Here is a 24,622-nt window from a genome sequence, read left to right on the forward strand (position 1 = left end):
GGTTGATAGGCCAGATGTGGAAGCCCGGTAACGGGTGGAGCTGACTGGTACTAATAGGCCGAGGGCTTGTCCTCAGTTGCTCGCGTCCACTGTGTTAGTTCTGAGGTTACGACTGTGTTGTTGTCCGGTCTGTTAACTTCATAGTGTTTCGGTGGTTTTAGCGTTAGGGAAACGCCCGGTTACATTCCGAACCCGGAAGCTAAGCCTTTCAGCGCCGATGGTACTGCAGGGGGGACCCTGTGGGAGAGTAGGACGCCGCCGAACAATTTTTTTGAGAAGCCCTGTGCCGGGTATCCGGCACAGGGCTTCTCTGCGTTCCGGGCCAAAACCGTCCACTGGGGCCCCCTTAGGCTGTGGCCATGGGATATGACCTGGTCATCTTCGACAACGACGGCGTGCTGGTGGACAGCGAGCCGCTTTCCAACACGATCCTGGCCGGCTACCTCACCGAACTCGGGCATCCGACCTCTTACGAGGACTCGCTGCGTGACTACATGGGCGCCGCCGTGCACCGGGTGCACGACCTCGTGCTGGAGAGGACCGGGCGTCGTCTTCCGGAGGAGTTCGACGAGGTGCTGCACGCCCGGGTGTTCGCCGCTTTCGAACGCGAGCTACGGGCCGTCGAGGGCATCACCGAGGTGCTGGCACGACTCACCTCCGACGGCGTCGCGTACTGCGTTGCCTCCTCCGGGAGCCATCAGCGGATCCGGGTCGGGCACCGGGCCGCCGGCCTCGACGAGTGGTTCACCGATGAGCGGATCTTCAGCGCCGAGGATGTCGGGCGGGGAAAGCCGGCGCCGGACCTCTTCCTCCATGCGGCAGACCGGATGGGAGTGGCCCCGGCTCGCTGCTTGGTGGTGGAGGACAGCAGGCTGGGAGTGCGGGCAGCCGTCCTCGCCGGAATGGACGTGGCGGCCTTCACGGCCATGACACCCGCCGAGCAGCTGGAGGGTGCCACCGCGTTCTACCGGAAGGCGGCCGAACTTCCCTCTTTGATAGCTGAATTGAGTAAGTGATCCATCTACCCTCCGGTAGGAGACCGGCCTACGCTGTGCCGCCATGACGGCAGACGGGCGCCTGCGGCGCGGGCGGGCTTCGCTGGGATTCAGCTTCTTCGTGCAGGGCGTCACCTTTGCCCTGCTGGTGACCCGGATCCCCGCCATCCAGAGGCAGTACGGCATATCCGACCAGTTGCTGCCGGCGTTCTTGGCGGCCGTGCCGATCCTCGCGGGCGGGGCCAGTGTGGTGACCGAACACCTCGTCAAGCGCCTCGGTCCCGCCGTGGTACTGCGCTGGTCGCAGCCGGTGGTCCTGCTGGCCCTGCTCGGTGTCGGCGCCGGCGGTGAACTATGGCAGGTGGCCCTTGCGCTGGGGTTCTTCGGTCTCGGGGTCGGAGCTCTGGACGCCTCGATGAACATGCTGGGAGTCAGCCTCCAGCAGGCCTACGGGCGGAGCATCATGCTGGGATTCCATGCGGCGTACAGTCTCGGTGGGATCCTCGGGGCGTCACTGGCATGGGGCGGCGCGCACTGGCAGGTGTCGTTGTTCTTGTCCTACGGGCCGGTGGTGCTGGCCCTGCTGCCGGCGGCGCTGCTGGGTAGCCGCTACTACTACCGTGTGGGCCGGCCACCGTCCAAGACCCGCGATGAGGGGACGGCCGGTGGTGGTCCTGCCGTCGCCATGACGGTGCTGCTGCCGTTCTGCCTGGTGATGGCCTGTGCCTACATCGGCGACTCGACGGTGGCGAACTGGAGTGCCAAGTACCTTCAGGGCGTGCTCGGTAGTTCGGAACAGCTGGCGACCGTCCCGTACAAAGAGCTTGTGAGGACTCCCCCAGGGGGAGCGTCAGGCTCCGCGTAGGCAACCCTTGCGCTCCCCCTTCCTGCAACTAGGAACGGGAGAGAGCGCACATGGCATCAAAGACCCTCAACGGCCACGTAGCCCAAGAGGCAGCCGATGACCGACCCCGCGCGGTTCTGTACGCGCGTCAGAGCAAGCTCAACGAAGACGGCAGCGACGCAAGCCCCCTCATGCAGTGGGAGGCAGGAGAAGCGCTCTGCGCCGCACGCGGGTACCGCGTAGTCAAGCGATTCCGGGACGTAGGTAAGTCCGGTTGGGACCCCAGCGTTCAGCGTGACGGCTTTGACGAAATGATGAACTGGGTTCGCGGCAACAAGTGTGACGTGGTGGTCATCTTCACCTTGAGTCGACTTACCCGCATGGGTGCTCAAGAGGCTTTCGCCATTGAGAAGGTAATGCGGGACAACGCCGTTTCCCTGGTGAGCGTGCGCGAACCGTACCTTGACACCAGTGACCCTATCGGCGCGGGAATCTTCGCCATCATCGCTGGACTCGCAAAGCAGGAAAGCGACACCAAGTCAGCGTTCATCGTCAACACCAAGGAGCTTGCCCGAAAGGCAGGCGGGCACGTCTCAGGCAATGCCCCGTGGTGGGGCGAGAACGTCAAGAAGATTGGCGAGAACGGCGTCAAGTACGTCTCTATCCACCCGACGGATAGCGGGCGTTCTACGGTCCTTCTCATGCGGCAGATGGCTGAGAAGGAGGGACTTACGCCCGGCCAAATTGCCGAGAAGCTGACTACCAACCCCGACACTCCCCCGCCCGGTTGGCGAACAGAAGCCGGAAAGAACCGCGTGGACGCTCGCCGGAAGCGCGGGAACTACAAGCAGCACCCGGAACCCCGCTGGACTCCGCAAGCGGTTCTAAGGACGCTCCGCGACCCGCGAATTGCGGGTATGGCCGCTGACCGGGTTACGTCGGACAAGTGGGCAATCCGGCGCGACGACAACGGTAATCCGATCCACGTTCACGAGCAGATCGTCACCCCGGCTGAGTGGTACGTCTTGCAGAAGGCGATTTCCACCGAAGGCAAGATGCGTCGCCCGTACCACGGCGGTACCTACTTGTTGACCGGCTGGCCCATTCTGTTCTCGTACTGTGGGGCCACCACTAGCACCACGCTTACGGATGGCGTTCCGCGCTACCGCAGCAACCGAGAAGGAAGCGGCGCAAAGCGCATGGGGGTTACCCGCGTGAGTGTGCGCGTGGACCAGACCGACGAATACGTTGCCCGGAAGGTGTGGGCACGGCTGGTGAATCTCGACACGGAGAACGAAGAAGACCGCACGCTCATGGCTGCCGTCGCTGAGCGGTTCGCCCGGCAGCAAGACACGGCAGGCGTGGCGCAGGAGTGCAACGAACTTGAGGCGCAGTTGAAGCACACGGAACAAAGCCTCTTGGAAATCTACGCAGACAAGAAGGCCGGTCTTTACAAGGGCACCGTGGGTCGTGCGGCGTTCACGGAAGCCGTTCAGTCCATGCAGCGGACCGAAGAACTGTGCCGAACCCGACTCAAGGAACTTCGCGCCCGACAGATTCAGGCGGTCAGCGTTCCGTGGGACAACTGGCGGGCAGGAACGCCGGATGATGACCCGATCGGTAAGGGCTCACTGTGGGACAAGTGGGGAATGATCAAGCGTCGGGAGTTCCTGAGCTTCTTCCTTGATCACGTAGAGATTGGGCCCCGTACGTCCGGCAAGATCAAGGACATTGCCGACCGTGTCACGGTGCATTGGGCCAAGCCTGAACCCGAAGAGGCGGACGAAGACCAGGAGCACGACGAGACGGCAGAACTGGTCAGTGCGTGACACTGAGGGGCCCCGGCGTGCGGGTAACACGCCGGGGCTTCCCCCAGGGTCTCAGACAGGCAGACAACGGCAGACAGGAGCACACGCGATGCATGACCACTTCGGCACCCCCCTTGGCGAAGGGGACCGCGTGGAAATCTTCCGGGTGGTGAACGGCCCCACGGGTGGTGACGCTCTCGGCTGGCGCGGCGGCATCCCCGGCACGGTCGCCGTGACGGATGACCCCCAGTACCCCGGGCGGGTCCTGGTCGAGCTGGACGCACCGACCGGCTACGCGGCCCCGCGTGACAAGGTGCGCGAGTGGGCTACGACGGACACCGTTGTACGGGCCCCTGAACGCCCCTGAGAGCGCCTGAGACGGCATCCGGCCCCAACTGGGCGCGCTACGGCCCACGGTGACCGCAGACGGCCCCTAAGCCCTTCGGGGTTCGGGGGCTTTCTCTTGGACCCATTCTTGACATGCTCATGCAATACGGAATGCGGTCATCCGGATACGGGGCGTGTGCGGCCGTGCACTTTCAGCGGGGGTGGTGCGGTGAAACGGTGGTTCTTACCTTGATTCCAATATCCCTTGAGAAAGTCACAAGGAAAACAGAAACAGCCTTCCAATCACCGTTTCACCGCACGGTGACCGGCATCACATTCCCGAGGTCCCGAAAGACCGGCAACCGGGGCGCTCTAGGGAACCCTTGCGCTCTAGTAAAGGTAGAGAGAGCGGGGATACCGCGCACCCCTCCAATCGGGGCGGACTGAGTACCCGCACTCTCCGTGCCTGCCTAGCCCAACGGTACGAGGCGCACGGCTTAGACCCGTGATGATCCCGGTTCGAATCCGGGGGCAGGTACCAGACCACCGACTCACGTGAGTCGGTGCCATCGAGAGGGGCGGGGGCTTCCCCGGATAGGGGGGGTCTCATGCGCACCCGGTGCCTTGACTGTCGAGAGTGGGCCACCCATAAGGGTCGGTGTCACGTGCACCACAAGGCTTACGAGAGCGGCCGTTCATATCAGGCGCACCGCAAGCGGCGTGAGGCAATTGCCCGTGGTCACAATGCGGCAGCGCTCTTGCGTAAGGCTGTACGTAAGGCCGTGGCGGGAACGTGCGCCATGTGTGGCGTGACCTACCTGCCTAGTCAGGTGGACATTGACCACATCAAGCCCCTTGCTCTCGGTGGTGAGGACGTGGCGGACAACGTTCAGGTTCTCTGCAAGCGTTGTCACGTCGTCAAGACGGCAATGGACTTCGGTAAGCGTCCGTTCTGACCCCGTGGGAAGGGTGGGGCGCTTCCAAAGTTCCCCAGACGTGCCCCCTGGCGATCCCGGCCCAAGCTCGGAAAACGCGCGCTAGGTGTGACGCCGTTTTTAGGGTCGGTCTCCCTTGTGGTTACTGGCCAAGCCCGCATTCGCGCACGAGAGAAAGGCACCCGTTAAGGGGTCGATAAGCCCCCGGAAGGTGGTGTCAACGTGTCCCGAAGCAAGAGCCCCGACGTGCGCACCGGCAATGCCAATGCGGCTGCCGAGAGTGCCGCCCCCGTGGTCTACGAGGGTCGGGCCCCCCGCGTGCCTGCCGGACTCAAGCGCGTCGGCCGTGAGGTCTGGCGGAACGTCTGGTCAGCGGGCAATGGTGCGTACTCCCCGGAGACGGACCGGAACATCATTCTCCGGTACTGCGAACTTCACGACCGGCGTGCGGCACTCCTTGCGGCCGTCGCCAATGACGGACTCATGACCGTGGGTTCAACCGGTCAGCCTGCCGTTCATCCGGCCATGCGCTATGTGGAGTCCACGGAGAAGGAACTACGGGCGATAGAAACCGTGATCGGCTTCACGCCCGAAGCGCGTATGCGTCTGGGCATCGTGGCGGCTGAGGCTCGCCGCGTGGCTGCCGGACCCGAAGACTTCTGACCACCGACTCACGTGAGTCGGTGCCTACTGGGAGGGGGGAGCGTGACCGGCATTGATCCCGTGATCGCTCGCCATATTCCCGATGATGCGCCGTTCCCGAGTGAGGGTTACCGGGTCGCCAACTGGGTTGAGCGATTCTGCCGTCTTACCGGTTCATTCGCCGGTCAGCCTTTCCGGCTTCTCGAATGGCAGCGTCAGCTACTCATTGACGCATACGAACTTCGGCAAGACACATTCGGCCGATGGATTCGCAAGCACCGAATGGCCGTGGTCTGCATTGCGCGGAAGAACGGCAAGTCAACGCTTGCCGCCGCAATCATGCTGTACCACCTGATTGCCGACCGGGCCGACGCTCAGCGTCAGATCATCGCTGCCGCCAATGACCGCAATCAGGCTCGCATGGTTTTTGATGCGGCAAAGCAGATGGTGACCGCTTCCCCGAAGTTGGCTGCCGTCTGTGAAGTTCAGCGCGATGTGATCAAGTTCAAGGACTGCACCTATCGCGTGGTGTCAGCGGACGCCGGGCGGCAACAGGGGCTCAACCCCTCAGCGGTCAGCCTTGACGAATACGCGTTCAGCAAGACGGCCGATCTGTTCGACGCGTTGACGCTGGGCAGTGCCGCACGGAACCAGCCGATTACGTGGGTGGTCTCGACTGCCGGGCCCGATCCGGACGGCCCCTTTGCCAAGCTCTGTGAGCAAGGCGAGCGGGTCAACTCCGGTGAGGCGACGGACCCGACGCTCTTCTATCGGTCGTGGGGTCCGCGCATCGGGGAACAGGTGGACCACCTAGACCCCGAAGTGTGGCGTGCGTGCAATCCGTCGTACGAGATTCTGAACGAAGAGGATTTCAAGGCTGCCGCTCAGCGCAGTACGGAAGCTAGCTTCCGCATCTACCGTCTGTCTCAGTTCGTCCGTGGCGCGTCTACGTGGCTGCCTCACGGCCTTTGGGACTCCCTTGCGGTAGACGACACTCTGAACCCCGGTGACGCCGTGGTGTTGGGATTTGACGGCTCTTGGAAGGGTGACAGTACGGCCCTGGTGGCTGCCCGCGTGAGTGACCTTCGGGTGTTCGTGCTGGGGCACTGGGAGGCTCCGCCGGATGACGCGCATTGGCGCGTTCCCATGGTGGACGTGCGGGAAGCTCTCCGCTCCGCGCTGGACACGTACCACGTGCGCAATCTCGTGGCCGACCCGTACCGCTGGGAAGAGACGCTAGACAACCTTGAGGCTGAGGGGTGGCCGGTTGAGGCTTTCCCGACGAACAGCCTTAAGCGCATGGTCCCGGCAACGCAGATCGTCTATGACGCCTGCCGTGACGGCCGCTTGTCGCACGACGGGGACCCGGCGCTTGCCCGGCATATAGGTAACGCCGTTCTTCGTGAGGACAAGAACGGGGCGCGCGTCACGAAGGAACACGCTTCGTCGCGCCGGAAGATCGACCTTTGCATTGCAATGATCCTCGCCGTTCACGGCGCAGTGATGTTCCGGGAAGAGAACCCCCACTTGATTGAGACGGCAATCGTCGCCACGTGGGAGGACAAAGACGGCCACGTGTTCAACGTCGGCTCCCCGGATTTCGACCAGTACCTAGACGACGACTAGCACGACTCAGACCACCGAATCACGTGAGTCGGTGCCTAGGTGAGTCAAGCGGGGGGTGGCTCACATGGGCTTTTGGCGTGCGCTCTTCCGGGGGCCGTCTCAGGAAGTCGAGAAGCGGGCACAGTGGGACCCGGTATCGGACCTGTTCCCGCTGCCCGGTGTCATGTCGGCTGCCGGTCAGAAGGTGGACGCGAACAGTGCGCTGACGGTTTCTGCCGTTTTCGCGTGCGTCCGCCTTCTGAGCGAGACGATTTGCACGCTGCCCGTGGCGACGTATTCGCGCCGGGGCGGTTCCCGCAAGGAGATCAAGTCACCGACGTGGCTGGACTACCCGAACGCTGAGCCGGGCGGACTGGGGCGCATCGACCTGTTGTCTCAGGTGGTGCTATCGCTCCTGCTGGACGGCAATGCGTATCTCGCCGTTCTGTGGGACGGCCCCCATATCGTCGGGCTTGAGGTACTGGACCCGAACCGCATCGACACGCATACCGTTGTGGTGGACGGCAAGCGTCGCAAGGTCTTTTATGTGGCCGACTATGACGACGACGGAAATGAAGTCGCCCTAGGCTGGTTCACCACACGCGAAATCCTTCACATTCCCGGCATGATGCTGCCGGGTGAATTCACCGGCGTTTCACCTATCGCGTTCGCGCGTGAGTCCATCGGTCTAGCCATGGCGGCGCAGACCTACGGCGCAAAGTTCTTTGCGAACGGGGCCATGCCGGGGGCGCTCATTGAAGTGCCCGGTGCAATGTCCGAAGAGGGTCTAGCACGCGCCCGCGAAGCGTGGCGACTGGCCAACTCCGGTGCCGAGAACGCGCACCGCGTAGCGCTTCTGACCGAAGGGGCCAAGTTCTCTAAGGTCGCGCTCTCGCCGGACGAAGCACAGTTTTTGCAGACGCGCCAATTTCAGGTTCCGGAAATCGCCCGGATCTTCGGCGTTCCGCCTCACCTCATAGCGGACGCCACGAACTCAACTAGCTGGGGTTCCGGTCTCGCTGAGCAGAATCAGGCTTTCGCCATGTTCTCTCTGCGCCCGTGGCTTGAGCGCATCGAAGCGGGCTTTACCCGTCTGCTCTTCGCGGAGACGGCCGACCGGCAGAAGTTCGTCAAGTTCAGCCTTGACGGCATTCAGCGCGGGGCCCCGTCTGAGCGAATGAGCATGTACTCAGTCGGCTTGCAGCAAGGCATTTACAGCATTGACGAAGTGCGCGGATGGGAAGACCTAGAGCCCCTGCCGGACGGCAAGGGCGAAGCGCACCGCGTACCGCTGAACCTTGCCGACGTGACGGCCGACGAAGAGCCCGCGAAGCCTGCCGCCATTGAGCCCCCGCCCGCAGACAAGCCCCCGGCTACCGGGGACGACGACAAGGGGGAAGCGACCAATGACGACGGAGCGGAGGAACCTAGCCCTACCGGCTGAGGTTCGAGCCGAAGGCGACACGGTGACCATGCGCGGGTACGCCTACCGGTTCAACGAACTGAGCCACAACCTAGGCGGATTCCGGGAACGGATCATGCCTGGTGCCGGTGCTGATTCGCTCAAGGCGAATGACGTTCTAGGCACGTTCAATCACGACATGAACCAGGTTCTAGGGCGTGCTAGCTCCGGAACGCTGCGGACCGGTGAGGACACCGAAGGCGGCTGGTACGAAATCGACCTACCGAATACCACGGTAGGCCGTGACCTAGCCGAACTCCTCAAGCGCGGAGACGTGCGCGGGAGTTCGTTCACCTTCCGCGTGAACGACGGCGGGCAGCGCGTTCACGACGAACTAGACGACACCACCGGGCTTCCCATTCGAGAGATCACCCGCATGGACGTGGTGGAACTGGGGCCCGTTCTCAATCCCGCCTATCCGACCACTGACGCCAGTCTCAGCCGCTCTATCGCGCTGAGTCTCGGCATTGGCGAACTACCCACCGACTCACGTGAGTCGGTGACTGATCATCCGGCGCGTGTTCTAGTCCGCGCGCTTCTACACAAGGGGGGTGTCCAGTAGTGGACGCACAGACGCTCAGCGCCAACTTTGAGGCGCGCGAGAAGGCGCACGCTGAACTTCGGTCCCTGACTGATGAGTTCGCGGGCAAGGAGATGACCGCTGAGGCGCGCGAGAAGGAGACTCGACTACTCGACGCCATTGCCGACTATGACGGCCGCGTGAAGCGTGGCGTTGAAGCCATCAAGGCTTCTGAGTCGGTGAGTGCACTCATGGCCGGACTCAAGGGGACCGGCAGTAAGAAGGGCACTCAGGACAAGCTAGCTGAGGCTGCAACTCAGCTTCGTTCGCTGGGGCTTCACCAGTCGCTCACTTTCGCCCCGGAGAAGCGCGCCGTGGTTGACACGGCCACCGGGTCCAACGTCATTCCGCGAACCCTGTTCGGTCAGCTTCTCGCTGAGGCAACCGAGCGTTCCACGGTCATGCGGAACGGCGCGTCGATTCTCACCACGTCCGGGGGTGAGTCCATCGACTTCACGGTTGTCACCGGTCGCGCGTCGGCGGGAATCGTGGCGGAGAACGCCAACATTCCCGAGTCCACCCCGACCACGGTTCAGCGGTCGGTGGGCGCGTTCAAGTACGCCTATGCGTCGGTGGTCTCGACTGAGTTCGTACAGGATCAGGCGCTAGACCTTGTGGGCTTCCTGGTGGGGGACGCTGGTCCCGCGCTGGGTCACGGCATGGGTGAGCACTTCCTAGCCGGTACCGGCACCGGTCAGCCGACCGGCATTCTGACGGCCGCTCCGGCTGCCGTCGCCACGTGGACCGAAGGCGCGAAGGACAACACCGTTTCCGACGCGCTCATTGATCTGTTCTATGAGCTTCCTTCGTCCTACCGGGGCAATGCGGTCTTCATCGTCTCCGACAAGACGGCCGCGACCATGCGCAAGCTCAAGGACGGCAACGGCCAGTACCTCTGGCAGTCGGCGCTAACGGCCGGTGCCCCGGACACCTTCAACGGCAAGCCGGTGGCGACTGACGTTGCGGTGCCGGATGACAAGGTTCTGTTCGGTGACCTGAGCAAGTACAAGGTTCGCCTTGCCGGTCCGCTCCGTGTTGAGCGGTCCGTGGATGCGCGGTTCACCACCGACCAGATTGTCTACCGCTTCATTCAGCGCGCTGACGGTCTGCTTGTTGATGAGCGGTCCGCGAAGGTTCTGACCGTTACCCCCAAGCCGTAAGGCGCGGCGGGAAGTTGTGGGGTGATCACCGACTCATGTGAGTCGGTGGTCCCCCTTTCGCTGAGGGGGTGCGAGTGTCCTACGCGACCGTTGAAGAGGTTCGGGCGCTGGACGGCATGGAAGACGTTTCGCTCTTCTCGAACGAGACTCTGACCGACGCGATTTCGTACGCGATTGAAACCGTCGAAACCTACTGCGGCCGGAAGTGGGAAGGGACCGACGCGCCCCCGGAAACGATCCGGTGGTGTGTGCGGACTCTTGCGCGCCAATACTGCCTTGACCTTGTGTCGCGCGTGCCGGACCGGGCGCTACAGCTTCAAGGAGAGTACGGCTCAATTCAGTTGGCGCAAGCCGGTGGAACATGGCGGCCGACCAGCCTGCCGGAAGTGAACGCGCATCTGAACCGGTACAGGGTGCGGCTCCCGTTCATCTTCATCTGAGGGGGATTCGTGGCCCTGGTATTTGACGCAAAGGTTGTTCTGTTCGATGCGCTCAAGGCTGCCGTCCCGGCGGGGGTGCAATGCACGTTCGCTGAAACGGGAAAGAGTGACCGGCGGCAACAGGTATGGCTAGGTGCCACCGGAGACGAAGAGCTTGCGGTTACCGCCATGAGGCAGGGACCGCGCAAGCCTACGGCCGTCACAAGCTACGTGGACGTTCACGCCCTGGTCATCACGCCGGGCGACCCGATAGGCGCTGAGAGGGCCGTCTACGGCCTTCGTGACGCCATTGCAGAAGCCTGCCGCTCCGTCGTTCCGGCGAGCGTGCCGGGCCTACTCGACGTACGGCCGGAATCCTCCGAGAGCGAGACGGCCGAAAACACTGACGGCGCGTATGCCGCGCTGACTGTCCGCGTGCGCATTCGCGGCCGGATCACATAGGGGGACCACATGGCGCTAGACGCATCCATAGGCATTGGTGAAGAGACCACGTACGGCACTGCCGCAACGGCCATGCTCGGTTATGAGGGCAAGTCCGATTCGTGGAAGACCACGCGGGAGTTCATCGAATCCGTGGGGTTCCGGGCAGGAATGCAGACGGCACGGGCCGACCGGCGGAACGTCATCAACATGGGTGGCGAAGGCGAGATTGAGATTGACCTACTCGACGCCGGGGCGGCTGCCCTTCTCTCCGCAGCCTTCGACACCTACGACGGGGGCACCCCGGACGGGGCTACCGGCCTTACGGCTCACGTCTTCGGGAGCGGGGCCGACAGTTTGGCCCCCTCGTTCACGGCTCAGATGATCCGGCCGACCACTGACGGCAAGTCAGTGGCATACAAGCATGTCGGCTGCATGGTCACTGAGTGGGAACTGAGCGCTGAGGTAGAGAGCGCGGTCACCCTCAAGGCCACCTTTGACTTTCAGGACGTGTCGCACTCCGACAAGCCTGCCGACGCGCTACCGGTCGCGTACCCCGTAGAGGCGTACGTCTACGACTGGACCCGTACGGCTATCGCGCTGACCATTGACGGCACGGCCGTTCCGGTGGACGCGAACAAGCTAGAGCTTTCCGGCGAGCGTGGCATGAAGACTGACCGGCGCTTTCTTCGCGGTAACGCGCTCAAGAAGTCGCCCGTGCGCGCTGCCATGCCGACGTATGAGGGCACGCTAGAGGGAGAGTTCACCTCAGACGCGCTCAAGGTCTATGAGGCATTCCTAGCGGGCACGGTGGCGTCACTGGCCATCGACTTCACGGGAGTCATTCCCGGCACGTCCATGCGCATTGAGTGCCCGGCAATCCAGTTCACGGGCGACAGTCCCGAAGCGTCCGTTGATGACGTGACCATGAGCGAACTTCCGTTCCGTGTACTGGACCCCGGAGACGGCCGACCGGCAGTCAAGGTCACGTACGTGAGCCCCACTCCGGGGTTCGTCCCGCCGGGCGAGTAGGCACCGACTCACGTGAGTCGGTGAGTTAAGGGGGTGAGGGTGGCAGGTTCGCGCTTCTCGGTTCAGGTAGAAGGCTTGAACCGACTCAAGAAGTCTCTTCGCCAACTCAAGGACAAGGACCTTTCGAAGAAGGTTCGTGAGGTCAACAAGGACGCTGCGGAGCTTGTGAAGCCGGATGCCCAACGGGGCGTTCCCCGGCACACCCGCACACCGAAGGACAACAAGCGGTACCGGCCCGGAAAGCTGGCCAAGTCGGTCAAGGTGGTGGCGTCTGCCAACTCCGCGAAGATCAAGGCCGGTACCGCTTCCCGCGCTCCGTACGCGGGGGCAATCCACTTCGGATATCCGAAGCGCGGGATTCGCCCGAACCGGTTCCTTTACCGGGCCATGGCTCGCAATAGCGAGAAGGTTTCTGAAACGTACGAGCGTGAGATTACCGCCGTACTCCGAGACAAGTTGGAGAGCTGAACTATGGGCAAGAAGAACGCTGCGGCTAACGGCAATCTCGGTGAGGTTCTGTCGCTGGATATCGACAGCCTTTCCATTGATGAGATCGAACTCATTGAAGACGTGATTGGCGGCCCCCTTGACCAGCTTGCCAAGCCGGGCGCGCGAAAGGGCCGTCTTCTGCGGGCAATGGCCGTGGTCATCAAGCGGCGCGAAGACCCGAATTTCTCGGCGGAGGATGCGGGCAAGCTTCGCATTGAGTTCAAGCAGAAGCCGAAGGACCCTACCGCGCTCAGCGAGTAATCACGTGCGCGCGGCTGGTCGGCCATTTCCGGGGCCTTACCTGGACGGATGTCCGCGCGCTCTCGCTGAGGGACTTCAACACGCTGGCCGACCAGATGGTTGCGGACATTGAGGAACAGCAAAAGCAGGAACGGCGCGGCTATCGCGGACGTTCCGGGGGCCCGGTGCAGGGGGAGCGCCGGACCCCCGTCATGACCTGATTCTCACTCTGCGTATATCAAAACCCCCCGCCGGCATAGCCGCGGGATATACGCAGCGTAGCGACGGGGGGTTCTGGTGGCTAAGCCGATCACGATTACCTTGCTGGGTGATCTGGACGACTTGAGCCGTTCTCTCAATGAGGGAACGGCGGACGTGACCCGGTTTGCCGACCAGGTTGAGGACGCGCTTAGGGAAGCCACCGAAGAGGCTGGCCGACTGGGTGACGAGATATCCAGCGGGGCCGATGACGCCGGGGGCGCTCTCGACGGACTTGCGGACAAGTTCGGGGGTCTCGCGACCATTGCCGGTGCTGCGGTTGGTGCTGCCCTGGTGGCCGGTATCAGTGAGGCCATGGACCGGGAAGCCGGTAATGGTCTTCTTGCTGCTCAGCTTGGCGCTAATCCCGACGAAGCGAAGCGGCTGGGAGAAGCGGCAGGCGATATCTATTCGTCCGGCTGGGGCGAATCTGTGGCCGACGCGAATGAGGCTCTTAAGTCCCTGTGGCAACAGGGTCTCGTTCCTGCCGGGGCTACCGCCGATGAAATGGCGAAGATCGGCAAGAGCGCAATGGACGTTGCCAGCGTCCTAGGGGATGAAGTCGGCCCGACTGCAAATGCGGTCGGAACTATGATGAAGAACGGCCTTGCCAAGAATGCCGATGAGGCAATGGACGTTCTTGTTGCCGGAACTCAGCGGGGCGCAAACAAGGCCGGTGACCTACTCGACACGTTCAATGAATACAGCGTCCAGTTCAAGAAAGTCGGTCTTGACGGCAAGACCGCAATGGGCCTGATTCAGCAGGGTCTACAGGGCGGAGCGCGCGACGCTGACACGGTGGCGGACGCCATCAAGGAATTCTCCATCCGTGCCATTGACGGCAGCGCGACCACCATTGACGGCTTCAAGGCAATCGGTCTGAACGCCGATGACATGCGCGACAAGATTGCGGCTGGTGGCCCGGCAGCACAGGAGGCCCTAGGGCTCACGCTGGACAAGCTACGGGCTATCAAGGACCCGGCGGAGCGGAGCGCGGCGGCAGTCAATCTCTTCGGTACGAAGGCCGAAGACATGGGAGATTCGCTGTACTCCCTGAACGTCGATACCGCCGTTGACGCGCTGGGGAAGGTGGACGGTGCCGCGAAGGCGGCAGGCGACACCATGCACGACAATGCGTCTCAGAAGATCACTGCCTTTTGGCGGGGGCTCCAGACGCTTGCCGTTGACGTGATCGGCGGAACGGTGCTGCCTGCCGTCGAAGGCATGGCGGACAAGCTAGCCACGCTCGCCGGATGGGTGGAGCGCAACAGGACACCCCTTCTCACCGTGGCCGGTGTCATCACTGCCGTCGTGCTTCCCGCGCTGATTCAGTGGGGCGTTCAGTCCGTCATTTCCGGCGCGAAGGCGGTCGGTGCCTGGATCACGTCGGCAACGTCGGCCACGGGCTCAGCGGCAACCCAAGTCGCTGCCTCATGGTCGGTGGTCGGCGGATGGCTCAAGGCAGGCGCTCAGGCCGTCATTTCCGGCGCAATCGTGGTCGGCCAGTGGATAGCCGGTGCGGCGGCTGCCGTCGCGAACGGCGCAATCATGATCGCTCAGTGGGTACTCATGGGGACTCAGTCCATGATTCAGGCTGCCCGCATGGCTGCCGCATGGCTTCTGGCCATGGGCCCTATTCCGCTGATCATCGCTGCGATTGTCGGGCTTGCCCTTCTCATCTGGCAGAACTGGGACAAGATCAAGGAATGGACCGGAGCGGCCTTTGACTGGGTGTGGGAAAAGGTCAAGGGAGTGTTCGCGTGGCTCAAGGATCTGTTCCTGAACTTCACCGGACCGGGCCTCTTGATCAAGCATTGGGACACCATCAAGACCAAGACGGCTGAGGCATTCCTATGGGTTCGGGACAAGGCGAAAGCCGGACTTGATGCGGTCATTGGATTCTTCCGGGACCTGCCCGGCCGAATCCTCGGATACGTCGGCAAGGTTGGCGGTGCTGCCGCCGATATCGGACGCGCCATCATCGACAAGCTAGGGCAGGGACTTTCCAAGCTGGCCAGCTTCGGTCAGAACATCGGCGCTGCCGTCGCGCGCGGAATCAAGTCCGCTATCAACTCGCTTATCGACCTACTCAACTGGGCAATCCCGGACCGCATCGGAATCGGCCCGGTGGGCGTAGACCTGCCGAAGAATCCCATTCCGAAGATCCGCGCCATGGGTGGCCCCGCTGGCGGCTGGACGCGGGTAGGCGAGCGTGGGCCCGAAGAGGTCTACCTACCGGGCGGGTCCCACGTGGTCCCGAACCATGCCGCCCGGAATGCCCCCGGCGTGACGGTCAACGTGACCAGCAACGCCGACCCGTTCGCAATCGGGCGCGAAGTGGCATGGGCTCTTCGGGTCGCGCCCCGGTAGGCACCGACTCACGTGAGTCGGTGGTGTAACTCAAGAGGGGGAATCCATGGCGGAGTTGGACGACTGGACATGTGAGTACAACGGGCTTGTCATCGGGTCGCCCGACTCCGCCGTATCCCTTGCGGCCGTTGACGGCTTGCTCTCACTGCCCGACATGCGAACGGCGGACCTCACCCTTGTGCAGCGCCACGGGCTCTATCCCGGAGACGACTACATGAGCGGACGTGCCGTGACGCTCACGCTTGAGGTCTACGGGCGGACCCGCGCGGAGTTCACGGACGCCCTGAGCGCCGTTTACGCGGCCTTCGGGCCAGCCGACAGGGAGAAACCCCTACGGTTCCGTTTCCCCGGCGTAGGGGGCGACCGAACGGCCTTCGTGAACGTCCGCCCGCGCAAGCGGTCAGCCCCCCTTGACCTCAACTTCGCCTACCACGTGTGCAACGTGGTGGTTGAACTGTTCGCCACCGACCCGTACATCTACGGTGACGCGCTGACTTCCATGAGTCTTTCAAGCCCGTGGGAAGGGTCAGACCCCAAGCTCAGGTTTCGGCAGGTGGGTTCCGTGCCCGCACTTCCCGTGATCACGCTGGACAACGCCAAGAACATTGTGCTGACGGACGAAGTGACCGGGACCTATTTCGGGCTCACCTACGGAGGCAACGTCACCATCGACAGTGCCGCGCAAACGGTCGTGAGCGACGCGGGCAACCACTTTGAGGACCGGATCACTCCGGGCTCTACGTGGCCCGAATACGGCTTTGGCGACCACCGGCTAGCCCTTACCAGTGAAGCAACAACGCGAGCGACGGTGGCTGAGTTCAACTGGCGGAACAGGTGGGTGTGATGACCGGCGCTGCATACTCCGTCGTCCAGACGGACCTAAAGACCGGTGACGTAGTGGCTGAGCTACCCGTCACCGGAATTCAGTTCACACACTCCCTGAACGCTTCCGGCACGGCCACAGTGGGAATCCCGCTCTTCGCTCCGGAAGCCGACCCCGAATCACTCGCGCCCGGCGTAAGCGGGCTTGCCATCCTGCGGGACGGTACGCCGGTATGGGCAGGGATTCTCTGGGCTCTCGCTGCCGACATTGCGGCCGGAACACTCGTGCTCAGCGCATCCGGCTATCACTCCCACTACCAGGGGCGGCACTTCGTCAACGGCTGGACGGCGAGAAGTCTGGAACAGGCGGACATCATCAAGGCGTGGTTCGCCTACTTCAACGCCGACAACGGCATTGGCACAGACACCAGCCTGATAACCAGTACCGGCCACAAGCGAACAACGGTGTGGACCCGGTACGAACTCAAGAATGCCGCCGAAGCGATTGAGGAACTGGCCGACAACATCGGCGGTTTCAACTTCCGCTACGTGCCGTACTGGGTGACGGCCGGTAAGAAGGTGGGGCACCGCTTCGTCATGAAGGACCGTTCCGGCGTGACGGCATCCCACGTGCTGACGCACCGCGTGAACTGCAACGTGACCGGCGTCAGCTACGACAGTACGGCCCTTTGCACGGTGGCCTACGCGACCGGCGCGGACAAGGGCAACGGGGAAAAGCTGGTCGGCATCTTCGAGAACCCCTCACTTGCCGCCCGGATGCCTGAGCGCGTCATGGTCGGCTCATACACCGACGTGAAGGAAACACAGACGCTCATAGACAAAGCACAAGCCACCATCAACGCCGGGGCGGTGCCCGTCGCTATTCCGGAACTGACGCTCTACCCCGGGCAGTTCGGCCCTCTTGATTTCGTGCCGGGCGACGTGACGGCCATCGACGTTGACGCCGGATACGTCGCGCTCTTTGACGAATTCGTTGTGACCGAATGCGCAACCACGGTGGACGTGAACGGAAGCGAAAGCATCAAGCTCGCTCTAGCGAGTAAGGAACTGTGGAGCAATGCCAACCCAAGCTAATGCCGTACCCCCGTCCCTCGTGAATGAGATAGCCGAACTCAAGCGCCGCATGACGGCCATTGAGCGGGCCCCTGAGCCGACCACACAGTTTGACCGGTATCCGGCCGTCGAGTGGGCCGCTCAGGGGCGACCGGCGGTAGGCGGGAACATCTGGTCGTCCGTGAGTATCGCCAACGCAACCGGGCTCGCATTCGATCGGGTGGAATGCAAGTTCATTACCGACTTCCTTACCCCTGGCAAGCGCGAAGCGGAAGTACGCCTAGCCACCTTCCGGCACACCGGCAAGGCTGAACGGGAAATCGTCAGCGCGTCCGCCGTTCTGAACCTCACCGGTCTGGCGAACCGCACCGTGGGAGTTGTGGTCATGCGCTGGGTGCACGGCATCCCGTACGGCTGGGACTATGCGGACGACACCACGATTTACACCATTGAGCTACAGCACCGATACAAGACCGGTCCGGAGAACTACACCCCCGGCACGGTGGACGTATTCACCTTCTTTAAGCCGACCAACAAGAGCGCTCCGGGAACCGGTGGGCCCCTGGAAATGCCCAACAACACCAACTACGAAACCATGGTCCTGCCAAAGTCCCGCCCCAATGTCGGGGCAGGCTGGATCACCATTCCGGAACTGGTCAGTGAGAACACGCGCTACGGCGCATACAGTATTTCCCCCATGCACTACTGCGTGGGACTGCCGAAATCCCGAATCCCCGAAGCCAATGAGAACGGCTGGGCATGGATCAAGGGGAGTGGTGCCCAGTGGGGGCGTGAGCCCGATATCACGGAACCGTACTTCGGCGTTTAGGGGGTGACCGATGGACTTTGCCCGACTCTACGGAACGGCGGAAATCGTCGTCCCCCTTCTCATATTCCTGGCCGTCTCGCTGCGGAAGCTCCGCACCGGCATGGAAGCGTCATGGAAGGAAGAGGCGGAAGCGTACCGAAGCAAGGTTGAGCGGCAGTCGCAAGAGCTAGCCGCACTTCACGCCGAAGTGCGCGCACTGCGGAGCGAGAACGCAGAGTTGCGCGCTCAGATTGCGGAGCTACTGAACCGCTGACCTGACCACCAACCGGCCACCGACTCACGTGAGTCGGTGGTCTTTCTCATGCTCAAGGGGGATGCCTTGCCGCTCGCGCTGCCTGCCGAGATTCCTACCGTCACCGTTCACGGCACCTACCTGGGGCCGGACGGCCGACCACTGGCCGGAACGGTCACCTTCTCCGCTCCGTCCATGCTGGTCTTCGCAGACTCCGATGTATTCGTTGCCGGTCCCGTCGTATCCACGCTGGACGAGAACGGGCGCTTTCAGGTGACGCTACCGGCGACCAATGCCCCCAACATGCAGCCGACCGGTTGGGCCTACGTCGTCAAGGAGAACCTTTCCGGCGTAATCGGCGGACGCACATTCAGTGCGCTACTGCCCAAGGAAACGCCGGACGTTGACCTAGCCGACATTGCGCCGACCGACCCGACCACACCCAACTATGTGCCGGTCGCCGGATCGCAGATATTCACCGGCAGTGCCGCCCCTACGTCCGCGCTGGGGCGTGACGGAGACTTCTACGCTCAGTACGAAACGGGGGCGTTCCTGGGGGTCACGTCCACCACGGTCACAATGTGGACCCGCGCGGCAGGCTCATGGGGCAAGGTTGGCGACGCGATACGCGGGGCCGCGTGGTACGTCAATACCACATCAACCCCCAGCACCGACACGAAGGTTGGCGACTTCCTTCTAAGGGCCGACACGGGCGACGTATGGCAGCGCGGTGCGTCCGGCTGGGGTAGCCCCGTGATGAACCTCAAGGGACCCAAGGGGGACACCGGAGCGACCGGCGCTCAGGGCCCGAAGGGCGACACCGGGGCAGACAGCACCGTTCCGGGCCCGGAGGGTCCCCAGGGTCCGCCCGGCCCCGAAGGTCCCGAAGGCCCCCAGGGTCCGAAGGGCGACCCCGGTACGGGATCAGTCAACAGCGTGAACGGTGACCTAGGCCCGGAAGTCGTGCTAGACGCTGCCGACGTAGGGGCAGTTCCTGCCGTCGAGAAGGGCTCAGCGGGCGGTGTGGCCACGCTGGACGGTTCGGCCAAGGTTCCAGCCGCTCAGCTACCCACGGGGCTTGTGACGGCCGTCAACGGCAAGGCCGGACCTTCGGTGACGCTCGCTGCCGCCGACGTATCCGCGCTTGCCGCGAGTGCTCGCGGTGCAGTCAACGGCGTTGCCTCACTGGATGGTTCCGGGAAGGTGCCGACGGCTCAGATTCCGGCCGTCACTGGCGGAGCGAAGAACGCATGGACCCCCCAAGCTCTCGGGTTTGAGGCGTGGTCCGTGGACCCTGCCGCCGTAGCGAATCCGACCGCGAAGGCTGCCGTGGTCGGTCGTGTCTACCTGAGCGGAATCAACATCACGGAATCCACGCAAGTGAATCGGGTGGTCATCTTCGCCCGTGGCTGGGGCGGCTCTTCCCTCATTCCGGGTGCCCGGTTCTATGCGGGCATCTACAGCGAGGCCGGAACGCGCGTCGCCACATCCGGGCAGGTGTCCAGCCTTCCGGCTGCCGGACAGATCACCGGCACAGCACCGGGGGCGAAAAACAACCACATTGGCGCGGTGCCCATTCCGCTGACGGGAACCGCGACCCTTTCCCCCGGCCGGTACTGGGCGGCATTCCTGGTCTCTGCCGGATCATCAACCGATTTCTATTACATGCACATTCAGAACGAGTCTCCGAGTAACCCCGGAAACTTCTTCCTCGGCAGCGCCTTTCAGCGTCATTGGTGCATTGCAAGCGGTCAGTCCTCACTACCGACCACCGTGAACCAGTCCACGGGGGAAGTCGGCTTGGACCCCGCGATCATGGCGCTTGCCATGGTTTGACCACCGACTCACGTGAGTCGGTGACCCTGCCCCGACCCGGAACGCCGGGCGGGGCTTTCTCGTGGGAGGAAATACGCATGGCACGATTCAGCGGCGCGAAGTGGCGACCCATTCCGCGCAACTACACCAAGGGCGGCCAGAAGTCCGTTCGCGGCGTGGTCATTCACATCATGGATGGCACCCTTGCCGGTACGGATTCCTGGTTCCGCAACAGTGCGGCGCGGGCGTCCAGTCACTTCGGGACCGGCCGGAACGGTGACCTGTACCAGTGGGTTGACACGGCTGACCGCGCATGGGCTCAGGCAGGCGGAAATACGGATTGGCTGAGCATTGAGAACGAGGGGCGCGGGGGCGACTCCCTCACGTCCGCGCAGCTTGATCGATGCGCCGAAGTGCTCGCGTGGGCCCACAAGGTCTACGGGGTGCCGCTCTCGCTCACTGTCAGTACCACGGGGCGGGGGCTTGGCTATCACGGCATGGGCGGTAGTGCGTGGGGCGGACACCCCAACTGCCCCGGCAGCAAGGTCATTGCCCAGCTTCCGGAGATTGTGAAGCGCGCGAAGGCGCTTGCCGGTGCCGGTAGCGGCTCCGCTGGCAACACGTACACCGTGGCATCCGGCGACACCCTTTCCGGAATCGGGGCCAAGCTGGGTATCCGCTGGCAGAACCTTGCCAGCCTGAACGGCATCAAGGCCCCGTACATCATCCGTCCGGGTCAGCGGCTCACCACCAGCAAGCCCAAGCCGAAGTACCAGCCTTTCCCCGGTGCCGACTGGTTCAAGAAGAACCCCCGTAGTGCCATCGTCACGGCCATGGGAAAGCGGCTGGTGGCTGAGGGGTGTTCCGCCTACCGGTCCGGTCCCGGCCCCCAGTGGACGAATGCCGACCGCGAGAGCTTCCGCAAGTGGCAGCGCAAGCTAGGGGACGCGCCTGTCTACTGCGACGGCTGGCCCGGAAGGAAGCAGTGGGACGCGCTCAAGGTGCCCCACGTGTGATCACGCTGGGTTAGAACCGCGGAAGTCCCTATGTCCGATTCTGCCCGGGTTAGCCGGATGCCGGCCCCGGGCCCTTTTTTACGCAACGTAACGAACAAGGAGAGACACGCATGACCTTCGCCAAGGAGCACGCAACCCGCCTGTACGCGGTCCTGGTGGCCGTTCTCGCACTGGTCGCGCACTACGTGCCGTCGCTGCCGTCCGCACTCATTCTGGGTGTCGCTGCGGCCGTTCTCGGTACCGGTGAGGCAGTGCAGCGCGTAGAGAACGGCAAGACCATCGACGCGCTTGAGACTGCCGGAATCGTCGCCCGGCACCGCAAGCCGTAAGGCAGGCAACCCCGGCGCTCCCGTGGTTGGGGAAGAACCCCTAGCCACGGGAGGCAAGCCCCATGGGATACCCGCACATTGCCCTACTCGGGCGCGCACGGTCCGGCAAGGACACCCTTGCCGCACGGCTGGTCAGCCGACACGCGTATACCCGCGTGGCTTTCGCTGACCCCCTCAAGGACATGTGCCTGAGTCTCGACCCGATCGTTGCCTATGAGCCGTCCGGGTACGGGCCCCTGCCGACAAGGCTGAGCGCCGTTGTGCAGCGCTACGGATGGGAACGAGCCAAGGAGCGGTTCCCCGAAGTGCGGCGCACGCTACAGCGTGGCGGGCAGGCGGTACGCGAACATGACGCCGGGCACTGGCTCAGTCTCGCGCTGGACAAGGTGGCCGTAGCCGACACGTGGAACCTCCCCGTGGTGGTCACTGACTGCCGATACCCGAACGAGGCGGAAGCCCTCAAGGCACGCGGCTTCCGGCTGGTCAGGATCACGCGGCCCGGAGTGGGCGGCATGACCCCCGACCATGAGAGCGAGACGGCCCTAGACGACTATCCGGCCGACGTGACCATTGCCAACGTTGGCACGGTCGCTGAACTCAACTCCCTTGCTGACGCGCTTATCTGACTGAGCGGCACCCGAACAAAGAACCCCCTATCTGCGTTTTCGCAGGTAGGGGGCTTTTTGTGTTCCGGACCACCGACTCACGTGAGTCGGTGCCTTGCGTGCGCGTGCGCGCGTGTGCCATTGTTGGCCCCGCAAGGCACCGCAAGGGGCGGAGCCAAGGGGGAGGGTCGGACAGTGAGCGGCTACACCATCAAGTTCAACCGCACCACCAACCACATTGATGGGCTCACTGTCCGGACCACCGGCGGCGGCAAGGACATGGGCGACCACGTTTCCTACTACGCCGAAAACGCTTGCGGCTCGCTCACCCGGTACCGCTTCGCTGAGGGTGCTTCGTACGCCACGCTGGCCGAAGCCCTTGAGGCTGCCCGCAAGGGTGGGCGCAAGCTGTGCAAGACGTGCGAAAAGGCCGCTGAGGCGCAGATTGCCGCCGAAGCTGAGACGACGAAGAACGAGGGGGCCCGTGTGGCTGGAAAGCTCAAGCTCAGTGAGGTTCGCGGCGATGTGCTGATTGGCTCCCTTCCTGGTAGCGGAACGCCGCACGCCATCCGGCAGCAGAACGGCGAGAACGTTCCTTACTGCCCGCTGGTTCCGAAGAGCCCTGTTCGTTCGTGGGGGCAGGCGCATGAGCAGAAGCCGGACCTTGAACTGTGCGCACGGTGCAGCAAGGTTGTCCCGACTGGCCCGGTTGAAATCGTCGAAGAGCAGATTTCCATTCCGGGCCTGAACAAGACCGTTACCCGCCGTGTCGCAAAGCCTGTGACCGGCACCACCGAAGAGAAGACGGAGAAGGACGCCATGGCAGCGAAGACGATGGACAAGGCGGCGCAGGAGAAGAAGGCCGAAGAGATCCGGGCCGACATTGAGCGCCTGCCTTCGCTCATTGCCGAAGGTAAGGATGACTCTGCCAAGGAACTGATGGAGAGCATCGGCAAGGCCATTCCGTCCATTACCGGAACGGGTGCCGCTGCCATTAAGGCCAAGCTCCGCGCTGAGGCGGAGAAGGCCGAAAAGGACGCCACGAAGGCGAAGGCCGACAAGGAGAAGGCCGACAAGCCTGCCAGCAAGGAAGTTGCGGTCAGCAAGGAAACCACCCTTGAGGCGACCCTTAAGGACACGGTCATTCAGGACCTTGTCAAGAAGGGGCAGGAGCAGGTCAAGACGCTTGCGGTCAGCAAGTTCAAGGGTGGCCACCAGATCGCCGAAATCATCCTTGATATCCGCACTCAGATTCTCAACAAGAACGGTCACCCGGACCTGAACGCCGAGACGGACGCGGCGAAGAAGAACACCACGAAGGTCTTTGACGGCCTGCTTGAGGGTCTGCCCGAAGAGGGTGAAGACGAAGCGGCCGACGCTATCCGCGCGGAAGTGGACAGCATCAAGAAGAGCTACCGCAATGCCATCAAGGACGTGCGCGCGCTCTACCTTCGGTCGCTGGACAACTCGCCGGAAGAGGCGAAGAAGTACGCCTACGCCCTTGAGGCGCACCCGGACAAGAAGCCGTCTGAGGCCGTGGCGGAGTTCCACGGGTACGAACTGCGCACCCGCGCTGAAATCGCCAAGGCGGACCGGGAACGCAAGGCCCTTGAGAAGAAGAAGGTTGAGGATGCGGTCAAGGCCGGTGAACTCTCCGAGGAGGAGGCCGCCGAAGCGCTGAGCGAGGGGGGCACGGAGGAGAAGACCCCCAAGGAAATGCGCGCCGCCTTCGTCAAGCGCATGACCAACTCTTTCAAGAAGCAGGTGAAGGAGATCAAGGCCATTGAGGACGCAGCAGAACAGGAAGAGGCGTTGGACGAACTGACGGTCCTTCTCTCCGCGCTCCGTAAGGAACTCAAGGCGTAACCACCCAACCGGCCAGCCGCACAACAAGGAAGCCCCCGGATTCTCAAGCAAGATCCGGGGGCTTCCCCCGTCGGACCACCGACTCACGTGAGTCGGTGCCAAGGAGGGAAGCCGTGAACGCCATTGAACGCCGCTTGCGTCGCTTCTATGTGGATGCCGAGAGCAAGCCCCCGGAGATCCGGGCGGTACTGCCGGGCGACGAAGACTATGACTATGCGCACGCCACCCTTACGGCAGCCAAGGAGGCGATTCTAGGAATCCTGAATGGCCGCATGGACGAACTGAAAGAAACCGTCCGGAACGTGCGCGCTCTCCGGCTAAACGACTTCAACAAGCCCTGAGCGCCCGTCTGAGCGCCTTCTAGCCCCGTCTGGCCCCAGTGGTCGGGCGGGGCCTTCTTGTGCCCGCAGACGGCCGCACAGGGGCT

General features: G+C 63.3%; 25 protein-coding genes, 1 tRNA gene, 2 rRNA genes and 1 pseudogene. All 29 read left to right on the forward strand.

Annotated elements, in window-relative coordinates:
- Window positions 1–74 (forward strand): 23S ribosomal RNA (locus ACFYMC_RS15430); the annotation flags it as partial.
- Between the two features lie 73 nt (window positions 75–147).
- Window positions 148–264: ribosomal RNA gene (gene rrf, locus ACFYMC_RS15435) — 5S ribosomal RNA — on the forward strand.
- Between the two features lie 95 nt (window positions 265–359).
- Window positions 360–1,016 carry an HAD family hydrolase gene (locus ACFYMC_RS15440; protein ID WP_388524419.1) on the forward strand — a complete coding sequence of 219 codons (657 nt, stop codon included), beginning with the start codon at window positions 360–362 and terminating at the stop codon, window positions 1,014–1,016.
- Between the two features lie 43 nt (window positions 1,017–1,059).
- Window positions 1,060–1,851, forward strand: a pseudogene (locus ACFYMC_RS15445) (MFS transporter); the annotation flags it as partial.
- A gap of 59 nt (window positions 1,852–1,910) precedes the next feature.
- On the forward strand, window positions 1,911–3,668 hold the full coding sequence (locus ACFYMC_RS15450; RefSeq protein ID WP_388524422.1) for a recombinase family protein: 1,758 nt from the start codon (window positions 1,911–1,913) through the stop codon (window positions 3,666–3,668).
- Between the two features lie 88 nt (window positions 3,669–3,756).
- Window positions 3,757–4,014 (forward strand): hypothetical protein, encoded by a 258-nt coding sequence (locus tag ACFYMC_RS15455; protein WP_388524426.1) that lies wholly within the window; start codon window positions 3,757–3,759, stop codon window positions 4,012–4,014.
- A gap of 424 nt (window positions 4,015–4,438) precedes the next feature.
- A tRNA-Leu gene (locus tag ACFYMC_RS15460) sits at window positions 4,439–4,515 on the forward strand.
- Between the two features lie 259 nt (window positions 4,516–4,774).
- Window positions 4,775–4,930: an HNH endonuclease gene (locus ACFYMC_RS15465; protein ID WP_388524697.1), complete on the forward strand. Its 156-nt coding sequence runs from the start codon at window positions 4,775–4,777 to the stop codon at window positions 4,928–4,930.
- A gap of 297 nt (window positions 4,931–5,227) precedes the next feature.
- Window positions 5,228–5,572: a phage terminase small subunit P27 family gene (locus ACFYMC_RS15470; RefSeq protein ID WP_388524700.1), complete on the forward strand. Its 345-nt coding sequence runs from the start codon at window positions 5,228–5,230 to the stop codon at window positions 5,570–5,572.
- A gap of 42 nt (window positions 5,573–5,614) precedes the next feature.
- On the forward strand, window positions 5,615–7,177 hold the full coding sequence (locus ACFYMC_RS15475; protein WP_388524429.1) for a terminase large subunit domain-containing protein: 1,563 nt from the start codon (window positions 5,615–5,617) through the stop codon (window positions 7,175–7,177).
- Between the two features lie 64 nt (window positions 7,178–7,241).
- Window positions 7,242–8,600 (forward strand): phage portal protein, encoded by a 1,359-nt coding sequence (locus ACFYMC_RS15480; RefSeq protein WP_388524432.1) that lies wholly within the window; start codon window positions 7,242–7,244, stop codon window positions 8,598–8,600.
- Window positions 8,563–9,180 (forward strand): HK97 family phage prohead protease, encoded by a 618-nt coding sequence (locus ACFYMC_RS15485; protein WP_388524434.1) that lies wholly within the window; start codon window positions 8,563–8,565, stop codon window positions 9,178–9,180. Before ACFYMC_RS15480 ends, ACFYMC_RS15485 begins: the two co-directional genes overlap by 38 nt.
- Window positions 9,180–10,358 (forward strand): phage major capsid protein, encoded by a 1,179-nt coding sequence (locus tag ACFYMC_RS15490; protein WP_388524437.1) that lies wholly within the window; start codon window positions 9,180–9,182, stop codon window positions 10,356–10,358. The genes ACFYMC_RS15485 and ACFYMC_RS15490 overlap by 1 nt, the downstream gene beginning before the upstream one ends.
- A 74-nt stretch (window positions 10,359–10,432) precedes the next feature.
- Window positions 10,433–10,798 (forward strand): hypothetical protein, encoded by a 366-nt coding sequence (locus ACFYMC_RS15495; protein ID WP_388524440.1) that lies wholly within the window; start codon window positions 10,433–10,435, stop codon window positions 10,796–10,798.
- A 9-nt stretch (window positions 10,799–10,807) separates the two neighbouring features.
- On the forward strand, window positions 10,808–11,239 hold the full coding sequence (locus ACFYMC_RS15500; RefSeq protein ID WP_388524443.1) for a hypothetical protein: 432 nt from the start codon (window positions 10,808–10,810) through the stop codon (window positions 11,237–11,239).
- A 9-nt stretch (window positions 11,240–11,248) separates the two neighbouring features.
- Window positions 11,249–12,250 (forward strand): phage tail tube protein, encoded by a 1,002-nt coding sequence (locus tag ACFYMC_RS15505; protein ID WP_388524446.1) that lies wholly within the window; start codon window positions 11,249–11,251, stop codon window positions 12,248–12,250.
- A gap of 39 nt (window positions 12,251–12,289) precedes the next feature.
- Window positions 12,290–12,718: an HK97-gp10 family putative phage morphogenesis protein gene (locus ACFYMC_RS15510; protein ID WP_388524448.1), complete on the forward strand. Its 429-nt coding sequence runs from the start codon at window positions 12,290–12,292 to the stop codon at window positions 12,716–12,718.
- 3 nt (window positions 12,719–12,721) lie between these two features.
- Entirely contained in the window at window positions 12,722–13,000 is a 279-nt protein-coding gene (locus ACFYMC_RS15515; RefSeq protein WP_388524451.1) for a hypothetical protein, read from the forward strand.
- A 276-nt stretch (window positions 13,001–13,276) separates the two neighbouring features.
- Window positions 13,277–15,607, forward strand: a complete 2,331-nt coding sequence (locus ACFYMC_RS15520) for a phage tail tape measure protein (protein WP_388524454.1) — start codon at window positions 13,277–13,279, stop codon at window positions 15,605–15,607.
- A gap of 46 nt (window positions 15,608–15,653) precedes the next feature.
- On the forward strand, window positions 15,654–16,451 hold the full coding sequence (locus ACFYMC_RS15525) for a hypothetical protein (RefSeq protein ID WP_388524456.1): 798 nt from the start codon (window positions 15,654–15,656) through the stop codon (window positions 16,449–16,451).
- Window positions 16,451–17,524 carry a hypothetical protein gene (locus tag ACFYMC_RS15530; RefSeq protein ID WP_388524459.1) on the forward strand — a complete coding sequence of 358 codons (1,074 nt, stop codon included), beginning with the start codon at window positions 16,451–16,453 and terminating at the stop codon, window positions 17,522–17,524. The genes ACFYMC_RS15525 and ACFYMC_RS15530 overlap by 1 nt, the downstream gene beginning before the upstream one ends.
- Window positions 17,525–17,543: 19 nt before the next feature.
- The gene (locus ACFYMC_RS15535) at window positions 17,544–18,332 is read left to right on the forward strand and encodes a hypothetical protein (RefSeq protein WP_388524461.1); all 789 of its coding nucleotides are present in this window, start codon (window positions 17,544–17,546) and stop codon (window positions 18,330–18,332) included.
- A 10-nt stretch (window positions 18,333–18,342) separates the two neighbouring features.
- Window positions 18,343–18,585, forward strand: coding sequence for a hypothetical protein (locus tag ACFYMC_RS15540; protein WP_386398879.1), 243 nt, complete (start codon window positions 18,343–18,345; stop codon window positions 18,583–18,585).
- Window positions 18,586–18,621: 36 nt separating this feature from the next.
- A complete protein-coding gene (locus tag ACFYMC_RS15545) occupies window positions 18,622–20,400 on the forward strand; it encodes a hypothetical protein (RefSeq protein ID WP_388524464.1) in 1,779 nt (592 codons plus the stop codon).
- A gap of 77 nt (window positions 20,401–20,477) precedes the next feature.
- Window positions 20,478–21,395: a peptidoglycan-binding protein gene (locus ACFYMC_RS15550; protein WP_388524467.1), complete on the forward strand. Its 918-nt coding sequence runs from the start codon at window positions 20,478–20,480 to the stop codon at window positions 21,393–21,395.
- Between the two features lie 110 nt (window positions 21,396–21,505).
- Entirely contained in the window at window positions 21,506–21,724 is a 219-nt protein-coding gene (locus ACFYMC_RS15555) for a hypothetical protein (RefSeq protein WP_388524470.1), read from the forward strand.
- 62 nt (window positions 21,725–21,786) lie between these two features.
- Window positions 21,787–22,350 carry a hypothetical protein gene (locus tag ACFYMC_RS15560; protein WP_388524473.1) on the forward strand — a complete coding sequence of 188 codons (564 nt, stop codon included), beginning with the start codon at window positions 21,787–21,789 and terminating at the stop codon, window positions 22,348–22,350.
- A gap of 174 nt (window positions 22,351–22,524) precedes the next feature.
- Window positions 22,525–24,195, forward strand: coding sequence for a hypothetical protein (locus ACFYMC_RS15565; protein ID WP_388524476.1), 1,671 nt, complete (start codon window positions 22,525–22,527; stop codon window positions 24,193–24,195).
- A 113-nt stretch (window positions 24,196–24,308) separates the two neighbouring features.
- Window positions 24,309–24,536: a hypothetical protein gene (locus ACFYMC_RS15570; RefSeq protein WP_388524479.1), complete on the forward strand. Its 228-nt coding sequence runs from the start codon at window positions 24,309–24,311 to the stop codon at window positions 24,534–24,536.
- Window positions 24,537–24,622 lie beyond the last annotated feature (86 nt).

The organism is Streptomyces sp. NPDC006879 (assembly GCF_042869595.1).
In the GTDB taxonomy this organism is placed as follows: Bacteria; Actinomycetota; Actinomycetes; order Streptomycetales; family Streptomycetaceae; genus Streptomyces.